The sequence below is a fragment of the Arthrobacter tecti genome, from assembly GCF_054511355.1.
Window position 1 is genome coordinate 1 of the sequence record NZ_JBTNCT010000026.1, and the last position, 20,597, is coordinate 20,597.

Genomic DNA, 20,597 nt, shown 5'->3' on the forward strand with positions numbered 1-20,597 from the left:
GCTTCTTTCAGCCGGTGGAACAGTGCGTCAACAACACTATTTTCCCAGCTCAGAAGCACCTTTCGTCGCTTAAACACACCCTGCGACCCCACCCTCATGAAAACCCCGGGCGAGTGGCTGAAGCAGGAGCAGGACAGGCTGGCGCGGCAGATCGCGTCGGTCTCGCAAACCATCGAACGATTGGAAGGAGGTGAAAAGCTCATGGCTGAAAACATGTTTGACGGCTTCGACCACACCCAATACAAGGAGGAGGTCGAGGAACGTTGGGGCGAGCACGCATACGCGGCCGGTGACCGTTGGTGGACCGGAATGTCCGAGGCCGAGCGGACGGAGTGGAAGGATCGCACCGCGCGTCTCGGCAACGACTGGACCGCGTCCGCGCAGCAGGGCGTTGCTCCCGACAGCGACGAAGCGCAGGAACTCGCACGCCGGCACTACGAGTGGCTGTCCGGTGTCCCGGGTCTGCCGACGTCGGGGGCCGGCAAACCCTCGAAGGAGTACTTCGTGGGCCTCGGCGAAATGTACGTCGCGGACGATCGCTTCGGCGCGAACTACGGCGGACGGGAAGGCGCCGAGTTTGTAAGGGATGCAATGAAGGTCTTCGCTGACCGGAACCTCTAGGAGAATAACGACGACGGCGGCACCCACCTCGGGTGTCGCCGTCGTGCTTTTCTGAAGGAACGTAAGGTCTTTGATATGAGCATTTCCGCGAGGAGCGACCGCGCATGGTCGGATGAGGCAATCCGACGCATTGAAGCCGAGGGTAACCGGTCCGCCGATACTCACCTGCTGGCGCTACCGGTGCCCCAGGAGTGGGGCATTGACGTCTACCTGAAGGACGAGTCGACGCACCGTACCGGCAGCCTGAAGCACCGGTTGGCGCGCTCACTCTTCCTCTTCGGACTGGTGAACGGCTGGATCCGGAAGGACACCACAATTGTCGAGGCGTCCAGTGGTTCCACGGCGGTCTCCGAGGCATACTTTGCCCAGTTGCTGAGCCTCCCGTTCGTCGCGGTGATGACGCATTCCACGAGCCCTGAGAAGATTGCCCTGATCGAGCAGTACGGCGGAACATGCCACTTCGTTGATGACGCCTCCGAGGTGTATGAGGCCGCGGAAAAAATCGCCTCGGAAACAGGCGGCCATTACATGGACCAGTTCACCTACGCCGAGCGGGCCACGGACTGGCGCGGCAACAACAACATCGCCGAATCGATCTTCCGGCAGATGGAGCACGAACGCTTCCCGCTGCCGGACTGGGTTGTGGTCGGAGCGGGAACGGGTGGAACCAGCGCAACCATTGGAAGGTACGTGCGGTACAACCGCTACCCAACGCGTCTCGCCGTCGTCGACCCCGAGAATTCAGCCTTCTACCCGACGTGGGCCAATCCCGGCGCGACGGCCGCCGGGAAGCCGTCGCGCATCGAGGGGATCGGCCGCCCGCGGTCCGAGCCGAGCTTCATCCCCGCCGTCATCGACACCATGATCCAGGTGCCGGACGCGGCCTCAGTCGCAGCCTCACGGCACCTGACCGCGCTGACCGGAATCTCGGCGGGCCCCTCTACGGGTACCAACCTGTGGGGTGTGTGGCAGTTGGCCGCCCGGATGCGCGAAGAGGGACGGCAGGGGAGCATCGTGTCGATCCTGTGCGATTCCGGTGAGCGGTACGCGTGCTCCTATAACGACGACGGCTGGCTGGCTGAGCGGGGCCTCGATCCGTTGCCCGCACTCGCCGTGCTGGAAGGGTTTTTCAAGACCGGGGTGTGGCGGGAGTCCTAGAAAGCGTGCAGCAACGGCGCCGGTTCAGGTACGTCCTGGCCCTCGCCGTTCCGGTTGCGCAGGATTGCATCCACCTGTTGGGGCAGGAGCAGCTCGTCCAGGACAAGGTGTACGGCACCAAGGACTCCTGCGCCGGTGCCCAGTGAGCTCGCCCTGACATTGAGGTTAGCGGTGACCAGTGGGAGGCAAAGCTGGAAGAGTTCCGCCTGGACAGCTGCGACCAGTGAGGGCGATGCAGCCAGGCTGCCACCCAAAACCACTTCCTCTGGATTCAGGAAGTTCACTATCGAAGAAAGTGCCCGGCCGATTTGGCTCCCGGCCTCACGCAACGCGTCAGTTGCAACGGTGTCCCCATCGTGCCCCAAGGCTATGACGTCCCCGGCGTTCTTGACGTCGTAACCCGCTTCCTGGAGTGCAGCCGTTAGGGCGCGGCCGCTGGCTGCTGATTCGAGGCATGGGTAGGCGGCGCAACTGCAGCTGATCTTCGATTCACCCGCAACGAGGTTGTGGCTGATCTCGCCGGCGGCGCCGCCCCCGCCCCGGTAGAGCTGTCCCTCGGTGATGATGCCGCAGCCGATGCGCGTACCCAGTTTGAGCGCGAGAAGATGCTGCGTTTCTGTTCCTGACGAAGCGAATTCCCCAAGGGCAACGAGGTTCGCATCGTTTTCCACGAAGACCGGCACTGGCGTGTGCTGGGCGAGGAGCTGGGGAAGATCCGCGTTGTGCCAGGCGGGCATGGTCGCAGGGCGCACGGTCCTGCCCGTTGAACGCTCGATGGGCGCAGGTACGCCGATGGCAATCCCTCGAAGCTCTTGCGGATCCCGCCCCAACTCTTCGATGGCTGTCAGGAATTGCGTCCATAGCCATTGCGCGGTGGCAGCCGGGCCTTTGGACGTATCCACAGCTGACTCACTGCCGGCCACTATATGCCCGCTGAAATCGGCAATCGCTATTGAGGCATGGTTCGCGCCAAGGTCGGCAACTGCAATCAGCCCGAATGCCCCCGCAACCTTCAACTCCCGTGCCCGGCGTCCGCCCCGGGACGCCTCGTTGTCCCCCGACTCCTCGAGCAGGCCCGCGTCCAGGAGGCTGTCGACGCGCAGCGACACTGTTGAGGGCGCGAGTCCCGTGATTCGAGCCAATGCAGAACGGGAAGCAGCAGTGCCGTTTCGGACTAATTGAAAGATGTCTCCGGCACTTGCGCTGCCGTTGTCCGCCCAGGTTTTTAGGTTTCGCATGGAAGGGAGCCTACTCCGAAAATCAAACAAAGTCTTCGGTTATCGAATAAAGATGCGAGTTTCAGCAAGCCCGTGCTCCTGGGTAGCGCCCTTCGAGGTACGCTGAAAGACTGGAAATTCGAGGTGGGAGTGGGGATGTCAACGGGCGAAGACAGCCTGGCCGGCGAAGCCGCTGACGCCGCCGAGGAGGCCTCGGATACCAAAGCGCTCGACGTCGTCGCACGTTTTGGATTTGCCGTCCTTGCGCTGGTCCATATCCTCATTGGCGTCATCGCGCTGCAGATCGCTTTCGGCGGCGATGGTGAAGCCGAACCGACAGGGGCGCTGGAACAACTCGCCGGCGGAGCTGCAGGACCATGGACCATGGGCGTCTGCGCGATCGGTTGCCTGGGCCTTGCCATCTGGCAGCTGAGTGAGGCGACTCTCAGGGCGCGTCACCTGCCCACCGGGCAGCAGCTATCCAAGACCATTTCGTCCGGATCGCTCGCCATTATCTATGGCAGCGTGGCGTTCACGTTTGCGCGCTTCAGTTTCGGGATCGGCACCGATTCGAGTGAATCCACCCAGGATTTCACAGCGGCGTACATGGGGTCGGTGCTGGGCAACCTCGTGATCATCGGGGTGGGCGGAACAGTGTTCGGCATCGGCGTCTACTTCGTCTTCAAGGGGCTGCTGCGTAAGTTCCGGCCGGAGCTACGGCATTTTGAGGACACCCGGCGGGGCGCACTGATCGAGGTGCTCGGTGTCATCGGGCACGTGGCGAAGGGGGCCTCCCTTATCCTGGTGGGCATCCTCTTCGTCGCGGCAGTGATCACGCACGACGCCCAGCGCTCCACCGGACTTGACGGAAGCCTTAAGGCGCTTACGGAACACCCATTCGGTGTTCCGCTCCTCATTGCGATCGCCGTCGGGCTCATCTGCTACGGCATTTTCGCCCTGACTCGTGCCAAGTTCGGGCGAATGTAGCCGCATCGACTCAGCAGGAATGACTAGCTTCCCGCGAGTTTCTAGTTATTTCTACTGACTCGATGCGGGTTCTATCGATAGATGTGTTGAATCGATACAATGGACCGAAACCCATGCCTAAGGAGACACATGTCCCGCGCACGCATTGTCATCGACCGAGACTTCACAGTCGGGGAAGTGCCCCGCCGGCTCTTCGGCTCCTTCGTGGAGCACATGGGCCGCTGCGTCTACACCGGCATCTACGAGCCCGGCCACGCCGAGGCGGATGAAAACGGGTTCCGCCAGGATGTGATGAAGCTGGTCAAGGAGCTGGGCGCGACCGTGGTCCGGTACCCCGGCGGAAACTTCGTGTCCGGCTACAACTGGGAGGACGGCGTCGGGCCGGTTGAGCAGCGTCCACGCCGGCTCGACGGCGCCTGGCACACGCTGGAAACCAACGCCTTTGGCCTCCACGAGTTCGTCGACTGGTCACGGCAGGCCGGCGTCGAAATCATGGAGGCGATCAACCTCGGGACGCGTGGAGTCGACGCCGCCCGCGAGCTGGTCGAGTACGCCAACCACCCCGGCGGCACCTACCTCTCCGACCTGCGTGCGAAGAACGGGCATCAGGATCCGTTCGACATCAAGCTCTGGTGCCTGGGCAATGAGATGGACGGGCCGTGGCAGATCGGCCACAAGACCGCCGACGAGTACGGCCGCCTGGCCCAGGAAGCCGCGAAGGCCATGCGCTTCGTCGACCCGTCGCTTGAGCTGGTTGCCTGCGGCAGTTCCAACTCCGGCATGCCGACCTTCGGTGCGTGGGAGCAGGCCGTCCTCGGCCACACCTACGATGAGGTCGATTACATCTCCCTCCACGCCTACTACCAGGAGCAGGACGGCGACGCCGGCAGCTTCCTCGCGAGTGCACGGGACATGGACCACTTCATCGAATCGGTAGTTGCGACCGCGGACGCTGTGCGTGCCAAGGGGAAGCACCGCAAGCACGTCAACCTTTCTTTCGACGAGTGGAACGTCTGGTACACCCGGCCGAACGACGACGACAGCCCGGCCCAGGTGGGCAGGCACGGCTGGCGCGAGCACCCCCGTGTCATTGAGGACGAATACAACGTGACTGACGCCGTCGTCGTCGGTACCTTTCTCAACTCGCTCCTGCGGCACGGTGACCGCGTGAAGATTGCCAACCAGGCGCAGCTGGTGAATGTGATCGCGCCGATTATGAGCGAGCCGGATGGTCCCGCCTGGCGGCAGACCATTTTCTGGCCGTTCGCGCGGATGGCCGAGCTCGCGACGGGGCAGATCCTGCAGGCGCGCGTGGATTCGGACAGGTACGAGAACGCGCGTTTTGGTGACACGGACCTGGTGGACGTCTCGGCGACGTGGAATGAGGAGACAGGCCGCGCCGCGTTCTTCCTCGCCAACCGTTCGCTGGAGGAAGCTGCCGACGTCGAGGTCGCGCTGCGCGGACTGAATGCCGTCCGCGTGACCCGGGCCGAAGTGCTGCAGGTTCCCGAAGAGCACGACCGCTTCACCAGCAACAACCTCGAACGCGGCGAGCACGTGGGGCTGATTCCGCTGAAGGACGTCTTGGCTTCCGGTGACGAACTCCGGTTGAATCTGCCCGCGCTGTCGTGGGCCGTCGTCGAAATCGAGACCCGCACCAACTGATTGGGTTCTTGGTCGGTTTCGCGTGTCCGGCTCTGCGGGAAGAACCTGTCACTGCCCCACCCGGCCGTCGACGCATTCGCGCAACAGATCGGCGTGCCCGCAGTGCCTCGCGTACTCCTCGACCCTGTGGATCAGCAACTCCCTGACGGCGATCCTGTCCTTCCCCACCCGCTTGCCCGGATCAGGGTGTCCGGCGAGCACGGCGTCAGTCGCTTCCTGCTCGCGGGCAAGATCGGTATACGCGGCGTCGACTATCGCCTGGTCGGCGACCGCGCCGTCGAAATCGGCATCACGCTTGCCGTACAGTTTCGGCAGCGGAACGCCTGGGGTAACCCAGTTGCGCCAGTCGCGTTCCACTTCGGCGAGATGGCGGAGCAGGCCAAGAAGGGACATGGTGGACGGCGGCACGGAGCGGCGAGCGAGCTGTTCCGCGTTCAGCCCCTCGCACTTCATCCGCAGGGTCATCCGGTAGTCCGAGAGATAGTCCTGCAGGGTTTCCAGTTCGCCGTCGGGGCTGACGTCGTCGGTGTTACGGGGGTCTTCGTCCGGGTTCACCCACATATCCGGGTAGACGGTCGCCTTGGTCCATCGACTGTTTTCGTTGCTCACCCTAAACATCCTTATTCAACGGTGGTGTTCGCGCTACCCTATGCGGCGCGCCGGATACCCTTGTGTCATGCGTAACCCTGGGGGAAATTCAGGTCAGCGGTGGGCCGGTGCTGCAGCATTGACGACGACGACGGCGCTGCTGCTGAGCTCATGCGGGATGGGCGGCGCCTTCTCGGGAGCCCTGAGGGAGGAACCACGGGAGATCGTCGCGAGCCCGCGGCAGCCATCGCCTCCGCCGCTGGATCTGGGACTGGATCCCGCGGACATCATCCAGCAGGGCAAGGGTGATTCCTCGACCATGGGAACGATTGGGTGGCCGGACACGGAACTTCCCGTGGGTGATTACAAGGTTCACGCGCAGTGCCGGGGAACCGAGAGCCTTACGTTCTCCCGCGCCTCGAACGCAGGCAACGAAAGCATGTCCCTCCTGACGTGCGGAGGGCCAACCTGGTTCAGCGTCTCCGTGCCCGAACCTGGCTACTTCATCACGTTCAGCGGTGAAGCGGATCCGGACGTCGAGTACGTTTTTGCGCTGACAAATCCCTAGGGGTGGTCAGGAGCTCCGCCGCAGCGTCGAGCGCCGCCGTCGTTGTGGTGGCATGGACGGAGATGCGAATGCGGTCGGGCCCGTGCAGTGTAGTGCTGAATCCTTCGCCGCGCAGCCGGGCGTGGACTGCGGACGCGCCTTCCGCGATCCGGGCAACCACAATGCCGGCGCGGCGCTCCTCATCCATTGGCGAAACGACGGCGACGCCCCGCATGGTCAGCGCCTCCAGCAGGTGCTCCACGCTTTCGGAAACGCGTGCCTCGATCGAGTCGATGCCCACGGATTCAATCAACTCGAGCGCGGACGCGAACGCGCCTGAAGCGATCGGCGAGCCGTTGGTGACCGAGAACCGGCGTGCGCCGGGCAGGGGCGGGTGGGGGACGCCGTCGTACTGGTGGGCATTCTCAACACCGGACCAACCGCTGACCAGAGGACGGATCCTGTTGAGTCCGCGTTCGGAGAGTGCAACGAAACCGGTACCCCAGCCGGCGCGCACCCATTTCTGGCCGCCGACCACCAGGGCATCCGCTGCGGTCCACGGGGCGTCGATCACGCCGAAGCCCTGGATGCCGTCGACGATCAGCAGGCGGTCCCCGATGGCTTCGCGCAAGCCGGCCAGGTCCGCGCGAAAGCCGGTGCGGAAGTCTACAGCGCTGACAGCGAGGGCGATGGTGTCTTCGGTGAGGGACGCGGCGATCCGCTCCGGCGTGACAGGTGCAGTTTCAGGCGAGCCGTCACCCAGCGTGCGTACCCGCAGCAGGCCGGCCTCCTGGGCGCGCCACCAGGGGTACAGGTTGCCGGGGAATTCTCCCGCAGAGATAAGCACTTCACCCCGCGGTAGACCGAACGCGAGTTGTAGAAGACCGAAGGTGGTATTGGGTGTCAGCACAACCGAATCGGTGCCGAAGCCGGTCAACCGACTAACCGCAGCGATAGCTCGATTGTCGGTTTCGTGAAGCTGCGCGGGATCCGCACCTTCGCCAGCGAGCTTCAGCAGTTGCGTTGTTTCAGTGCTGACGGCGTCCGACGGCGGACCGAAGCTTGCAAAGTTCAGATACCGCTCGGGCGCGCTGAAACTGCGCTCATAGTCGGCGAGCGAATCGGTCAAGGGACACCTGCTCTTCCTAAGGGCGCAGTAGGTAACACGAAGTTTCCCCTGATTCTACACGTGTAGATGACTTTCGCATCCCCGCCTTCCGGCCTCTCACTAGTGCAGTGCGATCCTCGCCTCGTCCGCGCGGGTGGAAACACACAGAACTCGTTTCCCTCTTGGTCCTGCAGCACCGCCCACAAGGGTCCGCCGGATGCATTCACGGTAGGTGCTGCAGATCGCCCGATGCCCGCGGGTTCGGCATCCGGGTCCGGCGCAACGGGACCGTGAGGACGGCCAGACTCGCTATCACCAGCCCCACGCCCACCCACCCCGCTGCGGGCAGTCGCTCACCGATAACGACGACGGCGAGCAGCGCCGCCACCACCGGCTCCGCCAGCGAGAGGGTGGTCGCGGTGCTTGCCGTGACGCGCGCAAGTCCCAGCCCGAAGAGCACGTACCCCAGGAACATCGGCACCACGGCCATGTACGCGCCAACCGCGACATTCGTCCAGGACGCAAGCAACGGCCCGCCGGTTGCCAGGAGGACAGACATCAGCAAGAGTCCACCGAGCCCGAAGATCGCTCCCATTGCAGCCCGTGACGGCACACCGCCCTGCATGGTCCGATGCGCAGCCCACGAATACAGCGCGTACGTCAGCCCGGCAAGCAGACCGAGCAAAATCCCGACGGCGGTGCTCCCGCCGTCCTGCGTTTCACCGCCCGGTTCCATTGCGGACAGCAGGACCACACCCGCGAGCCCGACGGCGGCACCCAGCATCCAGCGCCGCGTGAGCCGGTGCCGGTCGACAACCCGCTCGATGACCGCAGAGGCGAGGGGCGCTGAGCCGATCGAGACAACCGTTCCCACAGCCACCCCGGCCAGACGCATGGAACTGTAGAACGCGAGCGGGTAGACAGCGACCGCGAGGGCGCCGATCAGGATCGACGGCCACCGTCGTCGTAATTCGAGGCGGGCGTGCGCGAGGGCAGGGGCTGCGATTGCCGCCTGCAGCAGGCCGCCGATTCCCATGGCCGCGGCGCCGATCGCGAGGGGGCCGACGTCGGGCGCGAAGGTAGCCACCGTGCCCGTGGTCCCCCACAGCCCGGCGGCAGCCAGCACAAACAGTGCGCCGATACCGGCGCCGGAGTGCCGGCTCACACTGGTATTGAAACGTTCACGGTGCGCATAGTGCAAGCCTATCGAGGGGCCTGGGCCCAAACGCGCCGACAATGTGCAGGATTCGCGGAAAGACCCCACGATCGTGGCAATTATCGGCGCGTTTGCGGAAGGCCGGGACGCTAGCCGCCCAGGTTCGTTGGCTCACCTTCGTTGGCTCACCGCATACGGGGCTGGGCTGATGATACGGATCCTGCAGGGAGGCCGCGGATCCGTTGGTCAGGTGCAGCCGGCGGGCTCAGCGCTGCGCAGCGTCCCAGATCCCCAGCCGCCCGCACATTCCGAACGCCCGCGGTTCCGGACGTGGAACAGCACGTACGACGGCGGCATCGCCCAGGTGCGAAGCGTCGCCGGAGCTCAGGGCGGCCAACTGCGAACGCGTGGCCTCAACGTCCGCCAACACAGTGTCCCTCCACAGCCGCGACCACTCCTCCACACGCGGCTGAACCAGCGCGGCTGCAGCGGCGTAGAACGCCTCCAAAGGCCCCCGGTTTCCCTCGGAAAGCGCGGACAGCAGCTCTGCGTACCCCTCAATCGCAAGATCACGACGACGCCGGGCCGCGGCAGCCCGCTCGGCCTCAGTCCCGTCGGGGAGGGCAGCCGCAGCACGGTACCGGTCCGGATCAGACACGACTGAAAGCGGAAACGTCATCACCGCATCACCCGCCTCAGGCAGCCCGGAGTTCTGCATCACCGTCAGGATGTGCAGGTCGCCCGAGTTGATCAGTCGGTGCACCGTGCCCGGACTGAACCACAGCACGGAACCGGCCGAAAGCACATCCCGCGCATAACCGGCCGAGGACAGCGTGTGCACCTCCCCCGATCCGCCGACCACCACGTACCCCTCGTTGGACACCGTATGCAGATGCGGTGTGCCGCCGTGATGCCCGTCCTCGGTCTCCCACTCGTACACGCGCAGGTCGCTGATGCCCACAGCGCCCGGAAACAACGGGGAAGCGCTCACAGTGAGGCAGCCTTCGCGATCCGCTCGACGTCGTCCCGCCCACAGATTCGGTCCACGAACACGTACCGGTGCTGCAACCGCAGCGACTCCCCGGGCGCCAGGGAGATTTCCTCATCGAACGAAGGCGAGGGCGCCAACGCCGCGAACGGCTCGCTGCGGACGAACCACTTCAACGGAACCGACGACGACGACGTCCCCGCCATCGCCACGATAGTGGCACCGCCGTCGAGCTCGTCATGCTCGCCTGCCAGCGCGATCCACGGGGTGGAAGCGCCCATCATCGCCTCGCCCTCGGCGCCGTCCGGCCCCAGGATGGAGCACCCGGTCCAGCTGCGCGGCCCGCGCCAGAAGAAGCCGGTGTAGCCGGCGTTCGGTCGGCCGTGGGTGGTCGGGCTCCCGAGGTCAAGCGAGCGGCCCGAAACGTTGGTGAGCTCGGTGGAGAAGTCCAGCTGCCAGGACTGCTCCTGCACATCAACGCCGGAGAAGACGGTTGAGCGCTCCTCGGAAAGCCAGCGCTCGCCGGCAGAGTTGCGCCACGTCAGGGCCTCGGTCAGAGTCACCCGGTCAGCGGAGGTAGTCACGGCGGCAAATGAGTCGTGCTCAATCGACCCGAGATTGTCCCGCCACTGGTAATCCGTTTCCGGTGAGAACGTCGGCCCGCCCCAGAAGTTTTGCCCGGAAACGTGCGACCACGTCATCTGCAGACCCTTGTGCCAGCGGTGATCCCACGGCCGGAACCCGGTCAGCGGCGCACCGCTCAGCGTACGCAACGGATGCAGGTACGGTTTCGGTGCCTCGGAACGGGTTGCGGCAGGGATGAACACGTAGGTCGCCAGGTCCACGGACCCGTAGGACACCACAAGCTCGCTATTGCCGGGCCGGCGGACGGACAGCTCAGACATCGGCGGACTCCTTCGATCGAACACCGTTCATGGACCAGTAGAACGGATTATCCGGTGTGAGTTCGCCGCGACGCACGCGCCGGCCGGTGAACGCCGACTGGTACAGGCCTGCCACCAGCTCAAGCACCCTCCGCCCGTCATGCCCCGAGGCTGCCGGGCGCTCGCCGCGTTCCAGCGAACCAACAAGCTCCTCCAGCTGCACGGCGTGCGAACTCGCGAGGTTCTGGGTCGGCGCCCACGCGGAAGCGACGCCCCCGTCAAGGTGGGGTGCCGGCGTCCATTTCCAGTGCGAATTGTCATATCCGTACAGGTGCTCAACCTCCACGGTGGCGTCGGCGAAGTCGAAGCGCAGGTAGCTCGTTTCCCGCGGCGAGAGCACACTGTTGACGATCGACACGATCGCGCCGCTCTCGAAGGTCACGTGCGCAAAGGACACGTCTTCGGTCTCAACGTTATGATGCAACGTTGCCATGGTGGCGTTGATTTCGGTCCAGTCGCCCAGCAGTGAGAGCAGCAGATCCATCTGGTGGATACCGTGGCCCATCGCCGGCCCGCCGCCCTCGGTTTCCCACTTGCCGCGCCACTCGACGTCGTAGTAGGCGGTATCGCGGTACCAGAGCGTGTGGCAGATGCCCACCAGCGGTGCCCCCAGTTCACCCGCACCAATCTGGGCGCGGAGCTGCTGCGCCGCAGAGCCGAAGCGGTGTTGGAAGACGTAGGATGCGTACGGCCCGCCGGACCCCTCATGTTCGAGGATGGCGTCATATTCAGCCAGCGACAGCGTCGGCGGCTTCTCGCACCAGACCGAGGCGCCGGCGTCGAGCGAGCGGATGACGGCGTCGGCGTGCGACCCCGGGGGAGTGCACACCACCACGAGATCCGGCCGCACCTCCGCCAGCATGTCGGCCACCGAGGAATACGACGACGGCGCGCCCCACTCAGCCGCGACCTCGGCGGCCCGCGAGGCGTCCATGTCCACGATCGCCGCAATCCCGACCCGGTTCCCAAGGCTCCGTAAGCCTGGCAGGTGCTGCCCCTGCGCGATACCTCCGGCTCCGACGACGGCGGCGCGGATGGGTTTGGTGCGATCTGCCACTGGGGAATCCTCTTCGTTGAATTAGATGCTGCTCAGGGTCTTGCTGGGTTCGTAAGTGTGAGTCTGCGCGGTTCTGCGGACGGCGGCGCGAATGTCGGTGAGGGTTGCATCTGAACCGAGTGCGCCGTCGGCCCGTGCCTGAACCAGCACGTTCCCGAGTGCCGTTGCTTCAACCGGTCCAGCGACAACCGGCAGCCCGGTCGCGTCTGCGGTGAGCTGACACAGCAGCCGGTTTTGTGAACCGCCGCCGACAATGTGCACCACGTCGATCGCCCGCCCACTCAGCTCGGCTGCCCGCGCGAGGGTGCGGGCGTACACCTGGGCGAGGCTGTCCAGGATGCAGCGTACGACGGCGGCGGGAGACTCCAGCGCGGCGTCCGCTGCCTCCCGAATGCGGTCCGGCATGTTGTCGGGGGCGATGAAGGCGTCGGAGTCGGCGTCGATCACGGGCCCGCCGGCGGATAGTGCGGAAGCTTCTGCGAGGACCTCTTCGAGGGTCACCGCAGTGCCCCATTCCCGCAGGCACTCCTGCAACAGCCACAGCCCACCGCAGTTGCGCAGGTAGCGGATGGTGCCGTCAACGCCGCGCTCGTTGGTGAAGTTCGCCTGCCGGCTCGCCTCGGTGCGGATCGGTTCGGGCAGTTCGACGCCCACCAATGACCAGGTGCCGGAAGAGATGTAGGCGAAGTTCGAGGAGTGCGCTGGAACCGCCGCTACCGCCGACGCCGTGTCGTGCGACCCGACGGCAACCACCCTCGTGTCCGCCGGAAGGCCGGTCTTCTCGGCGATCACCGGGAGCAGGCTTGCGAGGCTTTCACCTGGTTGGATCAGTTCGGGAAAGATGTCCTGCGGGATGTCCAGGGCGTCGAACAGGCTGCCGGCAAAGCGGCCCGCGGCAGCGTCAAGCAGCCCGGTGGTCGATGCGTTGGTCGCCTCGCAGCGCCGCTGGCCGGTGAGCCAAGATCCGAACAAATCGGGAATCAGCAGCGCCTGCATGCCCTCGAGCGACGGCTCGGCGGCCAATTGATAAACGGTATTGAATGGCAGGAATTGCAGTCCGGTCACCGAGTACAGCTGCTCGAACGGGACCTTTCGATGTACGGCGTCCACAACGGAGGCCGTGCGGGAGTCCCGGTAGCTGTGCGGCTGGGAGGCGAGGCCGCCGTCGTCGTACACCAGGCCGTAATCCACAGCCCAGGTGTCGACGCCGATGCTCACGATCCGCTCGCCGGTCGCCGCAGCCCGCTCTGCAGCGAGGGCGAGCCCGTGCAGCACCTGCTCGAACAGGTCCTCCACATCCCAGCGCAGGGCGCCGTCGATCTCCTGTACCCCGTTCGGGAAGCGGTGGACAACCTCCAGCGAAGGGCCGTCAGCACCCATCCGGCCGAGAATCACCCGGCCGGAGGAAGCGCCTATGTCGATCGCCGCGTAGACCGCGGGCTTTGCGTTCATCGCCGTAACTTAGCGCAGGAACGCGGCGGCCACGCCGGCGTCCACCGGCACGTGCAGGCCGGTGGTGTGCGAGAGCTCGGCGGAGGTGAGTACGACGGCGGCATTCGCCACATGTTCGGGCAGTACCTCGCGCTTGAGGAGGGTGCGCTGGGCGTAGTACTCGCCGAGCTTCTCTTCGTCCACACCGTAGACCGCGGCGCGTTTGGCGCCCCAGCCGCCGGCGAAGATGCCGGAGCCGCGGACAACACCGTCGGGGTTGATGCCGTTGACTCGCACGCCGTGCTCGCCGAGTTCAGCCGCAAGGAGCCGCACCTGGTGTGCCTGGTCTGCCTTGGTGGCGGAGTAGGCGATGTTGTTCGGGCCTGCGAAGACGGAGTTCTTGGACGAGATGTAGATGATGTCGCCGCCCATCTCCTGGTCGATGAGGACCTTCGCGGCCGCTTTCGAGACCAGGAAGGATCCCTTCGCCATGACGTTGTGCTGCAGATCCCAGTCCCTTTCGGAGGTTTCCAGCAGCGGCTTCGAGATCGAAAGCCCGGCGTTGTTGACCACCAAGTCCAGCCCGCCGAAGGCCAGCACCGCGGCGTCGACCGCCTGCTGTACCTGCGCGGGGTCGGTGACGTCGGCCTGGACGCCGATCGCGACGTCGCAACCGCCCAGTTCATCGGCAACCTTCTCTGCATTCTCGAGGTTCAGGTCAGCAATCACCACGCACGCGCCCTCCGCGGCGAGGCGGGTGGCGATGGCCTTGCCGATGCCCGACGCCGCACCCGTGACCAGCGCGATACGCGTTGCGTGGGACTTCGGTTTCGGCATCCGTGCGAGCTTCGCTTCCTCCAAAGCCCAGTACTCGATGCGGAACTTCTCCGACTCATCGATGGGGGCGTAGGTGGAAATCGCCTCGGCGCCGCGCATCACGTTGATGGCGTTGATGTAGAACTCGCCGGCCACGCGTGCGGTCTGCTTGTTGGCGCCGTAGGAGAACATGCCGACGCCGGGAACCAGGACAATCGCCGGGTCGGCACCGCGCATCGCCGGAGAATCAGCGTCGGCGTGGCGCTCGTAATACGCCTGGTAGTCCTGACGGTACTCCTTATGGAGTTCCTTGAGGCGTTTGATGGAGTTCTCGATGGACGCACCCGCGGGCAGGTCCAGGACCAGCGGCTTGACCTTGGTGCGCAGGAAGTGGTCCGGGCAGGACGTCCCCAAAGCCGCCAACCGCGGATGCTCCGATGCGCTCAGGAAGTCCAGGACGGCGTCGTCGTCGGTAAAGTGCCCAACCTGCGCCCGGTCGGTGGAGGCAAGCCCGCGGATGACCGGCGCAAGGGCTGCCGCCTTGGCACGGCGCTCCTCAGGTGAGAGCGCGGCGTAACTGTCCAGCGGTTCGCCGAAGGGATCCGGGGCGCCGTTCTCGGCGATGTACCGCTCGGCGGTCTCGATGATCCACAGCGAGTTGTTCTCCGCCTCCTCGGAGGTATCGCCCCAGGCGGTGATGCCGTGACCGCCGAGGATCGTGCCGACTGCCTGCGGGTTCTCGGCCTTGATCGCGGCGATGTCCAGGCCGAGTTGGAAGCCGGGACGCCGCCAGGGGACCCACACCACCTTGTCGCCGAAGATCTTCTCGGTGAGGGCTTCGCCGTCGACCGCCGTCGCGATCGCGATACCCGAGTCCGGGTGCAAGTGATCGACGTGTGCGGCGTCGACCAGGCCGTGCATGGCCGTGTCGATCGAGGGGGCAGCTCCGCCCTTACCGTGCAGCGTGTAATCGAACGCGGCGACCATTTCGTCCTCGCGGTCCACACCGGGGTAGACATTGGTCAGCGCGCGCAACCGGTCGAGGCGGAGGACGGCGAGATTTTCAGCCTTGAGGGTGCCGAGGTCGCCGCCGGAGCCCTTGACCCAGAGGAGTTCGACGTTCTCGCCGGTCACGGGGTCGGTGTCGGTGCCTTTCGCGGAGGTGTTGCCGCCGGCGTAGTTCGTGTTGCGCTTGTCGGCACCGAGGCGGTTGGAGCGCTCAATCAGTTCCTGAACTGTCTGGTTGGTCATGCTTACGCGCCCCATCCTGCCTGCTGGCCGCCTTCGCGGTCGGCGTTGATCTGTTCCTGGTATCCGCTGGCTGCGTAGGCGGCCATGGGGTCCGCGGGGAGGCCGCGGGAGTTCCGCCACTCGGCGAGGGACGGGCGGACGTCGGTGTAGAAGGCGTCCATGAAGACGGCATGCGCGCCGAGGACGTCGCCTGCTTCCTGGGCTTTGGTCAGCGCGTCACGGTCAACGAGGAGCGCGCGGGCGGTCATCTCCTGGACGTTCAGCACCGAGCGGATCTGGCCCGGGATCTTCTCTTCGAGGTTGTGGCACTGGTCCAGCATGAGGGCAACGTTGCTTGCCGGGTCGAGTGCGCCGCCGCGCGCCACCTCGTACATGATGCGGAAGAGCTGGAACGGATCAGCGGCGCCGACAATGAGATCGTCGTCGGCGTAGAAACGCGAGTTGAAGTCGAAGGAACCAAGCTTCCCGAGGCGGATCAGCTGGGCGACGATGAACTCGATGTTGGTGCCGGGAGCGTGGTGGCCGGTATCGAGGCAGACCATTGCCTTCTCGCCGAGGGCAAGCGTGTGGGCGTAGGAGGTACCCCAGTCCGGAACGTCCGTGTGATAAAAGGCCGGCTCGAAGAACTTGTACTCGAGGACCATGCGCTGGTCATCGCCGAGGCGCTCGTACACCTTTTGCAGGGAGTCATGCAGCCAGTCCTGGCGGGAGCGCATGTCCCCCTGGCCGGGGTAGTTGGTGCCGTCCGCCAGCCAGATCTTCAGGTCCTGGGAGCCGGTGACGTTCATGATGTCGATGCACTCGTACATGTGGTCCAGCGCCTTGTTCCTCACAGCGGCGTCGCTGTGGGTCAGGGAACCGAACTTGTAGATGTCATCCTGGAACGTGTTGCTGTTGATGGTGCCGAGTGTGATGCCCCGTTCCTGGGCGAAACCGGAAAGCTCGGAGTAGTTCTCGACCTTGTCCCAGGGGATGTGGAGCGCGACGGTGGGCGCCAGGCCGGTCAGCTCGTTGACCTTGGCTGCGTCAGCAATCTTCTCCTGCACAGTCCGCGGAGTTCCGGGCGTCTGGAACACCTTGAACCGCGTGCCTGAATTGCCGTATGCCCACGACGGCACCTCGATCGCGAGGTTCTCCAGAACCGGCGCTATGCGGCTTAGGTCCACCATTGCTCTTTCTCCACATCTGCCGCGGCTGGCATCCGGGCCGGCGCGTCGTCGTCGTCGTTCTTGGTGAGGTCCACATCGACTCTCCAATAGGTGACTGATTCGAGGTCCAAACAGTCATCTATTGGAGAGTCGATGCAGCGGATCGTTTTTGAATCGATTCATTGTGTCGTTTCAAAGGTATCCTTGCCTGTGAAGAGTGTCAAGCAATTAGCAAACGGCTGTACATTTCTGAACACTATGAGGTACCTGCAAGCAGTTGCAGGCAGAATGCAGTAAACGGATGGGGTTCCTTAGATGGTCAGTATCAAAGACGTTGCGGACCAGGCGCAGGTGGCAGTGGGCACGGTGTCCAACGTGCTCAACAACCCGGACCGGGTGGCGGAGAAGACGCGCCAGCGCGTGCTCAGCGTCATTTCGGAACTCGGGTTTGTAAGGAACGACGCCGCGCGGCAGCTTCGTGCGGGCCTCAGCCGGACTATTGGGCTCATCGTGCTCGACGTGAGCAACCCCTTCTTCTCCTCGCTCGCCCGGGCGGCGGAGGATCGCGCCGCGGAGTCAGACAGCACGGTCCTGCTGGGGGACAGCGGCCACGACGCCGTCCGCGAAGGTCGCTATCTGGACGTCTTTGAGCAGCAGCGCGTGCGGGGTGTGCTTATTTCGCCGGTTGGGAACATCGACTCACGGCTTGAGCAACTCCGCGCACACGGTGTGCCCGTTGTCCTCGTTGACCGGACGGATCCGCAGCGGCGGGTCAGTTCCGTGTCAGTGGATGACGTGGCCGGCGGATATCTGGCCGTGAAGCACATGCTGACGCGTGGACGACGCCGCATTGCTTTCGTTGGTGCAACCACCGATATCCAGCAGGTGGCGGACCGCCTTGCCGGTGCGCAGCAGGCCGTGGATGAACACCCCGAGGCTGAGCTCGAAGTGGTCGAAGCCGCGGCAATGACTGTCCTTGCCGGCCGCGCCGCCGGTGAACTTCTCGCCGAACGTGGACGTGAAGGCCTGCCGGAGGGCATCTTCTGCGCCAATGACCTCCTCGCCATCGGCGTAATGCAGGCAGTGCTGTTGATCCGTGGTCTTCGCATTCCGGAAGACCTCGCATTGATCGGCTATGACGACATTGACTTCGCCCAGTCCGCGGTCGTGCCGCTGTCCACCGTGCGCCGACCCACCGAACTAATGGGACGCACCGCCGTCGAACTCCTGCTTGAGGCCATCGACCAGAAGACGCACGAGAGCCGTCAGGTGATCTTCCAGCCGGAACTAGTGAGCCGGGGCAGCACGCTCTAGTTTCGCGTGAGGAGTGCCGTGAATCTTCCGCGCTAAAGCGGCTCCATCCTTGCCAATTGCAGCATTCGGCTGATCTCCCGAGAGTGGGACTTGCTAATTCGCTCGGCTGGATTCGCGATGGCCTTCAAATACGCGCGCACTGAGGTCCGCTCGCTGGAAAATACCGGACGGGACGATGCTGTTCTTTCATGGCAGGTTTATTGATTGGTTTGGTCGCTCAGATTCTTTCCGTTTGCGGACCATTTCTCTCGGTAGGTGTATTTTCTCGCGAGGACCACGTGACTCGGGCCGATATAGCACTGGATGATTCTTTGGCACTAGCAGAGTTTGAACATCTCACAGAGAAAATCTCGTGAGTTGGTTGTCATCTCGTCGCTGGCCATGGCTGCCGGATCGCTCTTCGAAGCCGTAGTCGTCATGTCATGAACCTCGACATCGGCGGAATTCGGAATTCCTAGAAGGGCGTGGGTAGTGAGCGTTACTGTAGCGAGGAGCTTCATCATGGTTTTCTGCTTTCTATATGAAATCTTGTATCGCTGGTTACCAGCGATGTATCTAGAATCCAGAAGAATTTGGTGATGACGGCTATACAAAAGATCATTTGAGTCTTGTACTTAAGTGCAGGTCTTAAAGTTCGGTATTCCCTAAACTGGGGCGAGCGCTCGACTACTCTGGGAACATGGCACAGAGAAGGGCGAGATGGGCAGACGGGGTGCGTCCGATTCCAGGGGGATGGGTGGGCAAGACCCTGCTTGCCGTGGTGTTCGTGTTCTTGGTGGCCAGCGACATACTGCACGGTGAACTCGACTTAGCCAGCCCGAGGGGCTGGTTTGAACTGGTCTTCCCCTACATGCCGCTGCTCGCTCTGCTCGCCGGTGCATTGCCTGGTGCTGCTGCGTGGCTGGTGGTCTTTGCCGTGGTGCTCAGTTTGGGCGCGCCACCACTGCTGGTGTCCGCAACGATCTTCCCGATGATCGTTACAGTCGGGCTGGTAACGTTCGCGCTCCCGATAGTTCCCGCAAGGGTCTTCTCGGTCATGGTTCTGGTGCTGGTTCCGTTGGTGTGGCTCGTCAACCCGGATATGACGAGCGGAGTGCTGGTCCTAGGTTTGCTTGCCGTATGCGCTGCTTCAGCAGGACTCGGGGCGAATACCTTCCGCGCTCGTTCGGAACGCGATGCGCAGAAAGTCGTTCGGCTCACAGAAGAGCAAGCTCGGATCCGGAACTTCGAGCGGACGCGGCTGGCACACGAACTGCACGACATCGTCGCTCACGACGTCACTATCATCGCGATGCAGGCTCGGCGCGCTGAGTTCGTCGCAGATCCCGCCAAGACGGCGAAGATCCTCGAGAGTATCGGTGAGGCCGCGTTTCAGGCGTTGCAGGATTTGCGGAGCCTCGTCGTTCTCCTCAAAACCGAGGACCAAATCGAAATCGCAGGCTCCGTCGCCGATGCCAACGAGCGTCCCGCTGAAGGTGGCCTACTGGATGCGCCGGACCCATCGGGTGAGACGACGACGGCGGTGGCGCTCATTCACGACATTCGCAATGTCGCAGATGCCGTGGAACGGGCCGGCTTCCGCGTGCAACTCGATATCGAAGGCTCCGTTGCCATGGTGCCGGCTAGCTTGCGGCAAGCCCTGCGTCGAACAGTTCGTGAGTTGGGTACGAACATCCTCAAGCACGGAGACTCCGACGCGGACGTACGTCTGAGGCTTGCAGTGGATGAAGAGCACGTCGCGTTGAGTTCGGCGAACCGTGTCTCGTCAGGCATCGCGGTGTCCTCCTCTCAGACAGGGATCGAGGCTATGAGGGCCCGGTGCGAGGTCTTCGGTGGACGAGTGTTCACTGATTCCACATCGGGGATCTGGTCGACCACGATGACCATTCCGTTGGAGAGGCGAACCGCACTCGAAAAGACACAAGGAGCACTTACATGACGCGAATCCTGTTGGTCGATGATGAGTCGATGACCCGGGAGATCCTGCGTGATTATCTGACAGCCGACCCATCGCTCGTCGTGGTTGGCGAAGCATGGAACGGTCAAGTTGCTGTGCAGCAGTCCGCCGCCTTGCGTCCGGATGTGATCTTGATGGATATGCAAATGCCGGTGCTTGACGGCGTCGGGGCAACGGCGCAGATTCATGCGGAACACCCGGAGATCAAAATCCTGGGCTTGACGACATTCTCCACTGATCGCTATGTCGTGGACCTTCTGCGGGCAGGCGCATCGGGTTACATTGTCAAGGACACGAAGCCGCGGGAGATTATTTCCGGGATTCACACGGTGTTGGCGGGTGAGTCCGTCCTGTCGCCAGAAGTCACCAGGTTTGTTGTGAAGGGGCTCGAGGAGTCCGTTCCCGCTCAGGTCACTCCCGACGCAGGTCTCATTGAGGTTCTGACTGAGAAGGAACTGGAGGTCATTTCTCTTCTGGCCCGTGGCATGAGTAATCGCGAAATAGCCCGCGAACTTTTCGTGACCGAGTCGACCGTCAAGGCTCGATTTGTGAAGGTGATGGAGAAGCTCGGTGTTCGCGACCGTGTCCAGATCCTCGTCACGGCAATTCAGCGCGGCCTCGTTGACCTCAATTCAATCCACTAG

General features: G+C 63.9%; 18 protein-coding genes and 1 pseudogene. 8 read left to right on the plus strand and 11 right to left on the minus strand.

All coding sequences use genetic code 11. The features are described from left to right. Positions 1-111: 111 nt before the first annotated feature. Positions 112-621 (plus strand): annotated as a pseudogene (locus tag ACX80C_RS18410) (TipAS antibiotic-recognition domain-containing protein); the annotation flags it as partial. A gap of 75 nt (positions 622-696) precedes the next feature. After that, the gene (locus ACX80C_RS18415) at positions 697-1,779 is read left to right on the plus strand and encodes a PLP-dependent cysteine synthase family protein (protein ID WP_459327914.1); all 1,083 of its coding nucleotides are present in this window, start codon (positions 697-699) and stop codon (positions 1,777-1,779) included. Here the strand turns inward: ACX80C_RS18415 and ACX80C_RS18420 are convergent. Continuing rightward, a complete protein-coding gene (locus tag ACX80C_RS18420) occupies positions 1,776-3,017 on the minus strand; it encodes an ROK family transcriptional regulator (RefSeq protein WP_459327915.1) in 1,242 nt (413 codons plus the stop codon). The genes ACX80C_RS18415 and ACX80C_RS18420 overlap by 4 nt on opposite strands. A 135-nt stretch (positions 3,018-3,152) precedes the next feature. On the opposite strand from ACX80C_RS18420, the gene ACX80C_RS18425 reads away from it, so the two are divergent. Then, positions 3,153-3,983 carry a DUF1206 domain-containing protein gene (locus tag ACX80C_RS18425; RefSeq protein ID WP_459327916.1) on the plus strand — a complete coding sequence of 277 codons (831 nt, stop codon included), beginning with the start codon at positions 3,153-3,155 and terminating at the stop codon, positions 3,981-3,983. Between the two features lie 129 nt (positions 3,984-4,112). Then, entirely contained in the window at positions 4,113-5,648 is a 1,536-nt protein-coding gene (gene arfA / locus ACX80C_RS18430) for an arabinosylfuranosidase ArfA (RefSeq protein WP_459327917.1), read from the plus strand. Positions 5,649-5,696: 48 nt separating this feature from the next. Here arfA and ACX80C_RS18435 read toward each other — a convergent pair whose 3' ends face one another. Next, positions 5,697-6,257, minus strand: a complete 561-nt coding sequence (locus ACX80C_RS18435; RefSeq protein WP_459327918.1) for a DinB family protein — start codon at positions 6,255-6,257, stop codon at positions 5,697-5,699. Positions 6,258-6,324: 67 nt separating this feature from the next. Between ACX80C_RS18435 and ACX80C_RS18440 the strand changes: the two genes are divergently transcribed. Then, complete coding sequence (locus tag ACX80C_RS18440) at positions 6,325-6,804, plus strand: hypothetical protein (RefSeq protein ID WP_459327919.1); 480 nt, start codon at positions 6,325-6,327, stop codon at positions 6,802-6,804. Here ACX80C_RS18440 and ACX80C_RS18445 read toward each other — a convergent pair. The 9 genes from ACX80C_RS18445 to ACX80C_RS18485 all read right to left on the minus strand — a co-directional run bounded on the left by ACX80C_RS18445 (position 6,749) and on the right by ACX80C_RS18485 (position 16,813). Continuing rightward, on the minus strand, positions 6,749-7,912 hold the full coding sequence (locus tag ACX80C_RS18445; protein WP_459327920.1) for an aminotransferase class V-fold PLP-dependent enzyme: 1,164 nt from the start codon (positions 7,910-7,912) through the stop codon (positions 6,749-6,751). The two genes, ACX80C_RS18440 and ACX80C_RS18445, sit on opposite strands and share 56 nt — an antisense overlap. 202 nt (positions 7,913-8,114) lie before the next feature. Further along, complete coding sequence (locus ACX80C_RS18450; RefSeq protein ID WP_459327921.1) at positions 8,115-9,056, minus strand: DMT family transporter; 942 nt, start codon at positions 9,054-9,056, stop codon at positions 8,115-8,117. A gap of 256 nt (positions 9,057-9,312) precedes the next feature. Beyond that, positions 9,313-10,038, minus strand: a complete 726-nt coding sequence (locus tag ACX80C_RS18455) for a cupin domain-containing protein (protein WP_459327922.1) — start codon at positions 10,036-10,038, stop codon at positions 9,313-9,315. Next, positions 10,035-10,940 (minus strand): DUF6807 domain-containing protein, encoded by a 906-nt coding sequence (locus ACX80C_RS18460; RefSeq protein WP_459327923.1) that lies wholly within the window; start codon positions 10,938-10,940, stop codon positions 10,035-10,037. Before ACX80C_RS18460 ends, ACX80C_RS18455 begins: the two co-directional genes overlap by 4 nt. Beyond that, entirely contained in the window at positions 10,933-12,036 is a 1,104-nt protein-coding gene (locus tag ACX80C_RS18465; RefSeq protein ID WP_459327924.1) for a Gfo/Idh/MocA family protein, read from the minus strand. The genes ACX80C_RS18460 and ACX80C_RS18465 overlap by 8 nt, the downstream gene beginning before the upstream one ends. A 21-nt stretch (positions 12,037-12,057) precedes the next feature. After that, positions 12,058-13,488, minus strand: coding sequence for a rhamnulokinase (locus ACX80C_RS18470; protein WP_459327925.1), 1,431 nt, complete (start codon positions 13,486-13,488; stop codon positions 12,058-12,060). Positions 13,489-13,497: 9 nt separating this feature from the next. Beyond that, the gene (locus ACX80C_RS18475) at positions 13,498-15,534 is read right to left on the minus strand and encodes a bifunctional aldolase/short-chain dehydrogenase (RefSeq protein WP_459327926.1); all 2,037 of its coding nucleotides are present in this window, start codon (positions 15,532-15,534) and stop codon (positions 13,498-13,500) included. 2 nt (positions 15,535-15,536) lie between these two features. Beyond that, the gene (rhaI, locus tag ACX80C_RS18480) at positions 15,537-16,703 is read right to left on the minus strand and encodes an L-rhamnose isomerase (protein WP_459327927.1); all 1,167 of its coding nucleotides are present in this window, start codon (positions 16,701-16,703) and stop codon (positions 15,537-15,539) included. After that, positions 16,691-16,813, minus strand: a complete 123-nt coding sequence (locus tag ACX80C_RS18485; protein ID WP_459327928.1) for a hypothetical protein — start codon at positions 16,811-16,813, stop codon at positions 16,691-16,693. The genes rhaI and ACX80C_RS18485 overlap by 13 nt, the downstream gene beginning before the upstream one ends. 184 nt (positions 16,814-16,997) lie before the next feature. Here ACX80C_RS18485 and ACX80C_RS18490 point away from each other — a divergent pair, with 184 nt between their 5' ends. From ACX80C_RS18490 to ACX80C_RS18500, 3 genes are all read left to right on the plus strand, one after another. After that, positions 16,998-17,996 (plus strand): LacI family DNA-binding transcriptional regulator, encoded by a 999-nt coding sequence (locus tag ACX80C_RS18490; RefSeq protein WP_459327929.1) that lies wholly within the window; start codon positions 16,998-17,000, stop codon positions 17,994-17,996. Between the two features lie 679 nt (positions 17,997-18,675). Then, positions 18,676-19,935 (plus strand): sensor histidine kinase, encoded by a 1,260-nt coding sequence (locus tag ACX80C_RS18495; protein ID WP_459327930.1) that lies wholly within the window; start codon positions 18,676-18,678, stop codon positions 19,933-19,935. Then, a complete protein-coding gene (locus ACX80C_RS18500) occupies positions 19,932-20,597 on the plus strand; it encodes a response regulator (RefSeq protein WP_459327931.1) in 666 nt (221 codons plus the stop codon). Before ACX80C_RS18495 ends, ACX80C_RS18500 begins: the two co-directional genes overlap by 4 nt.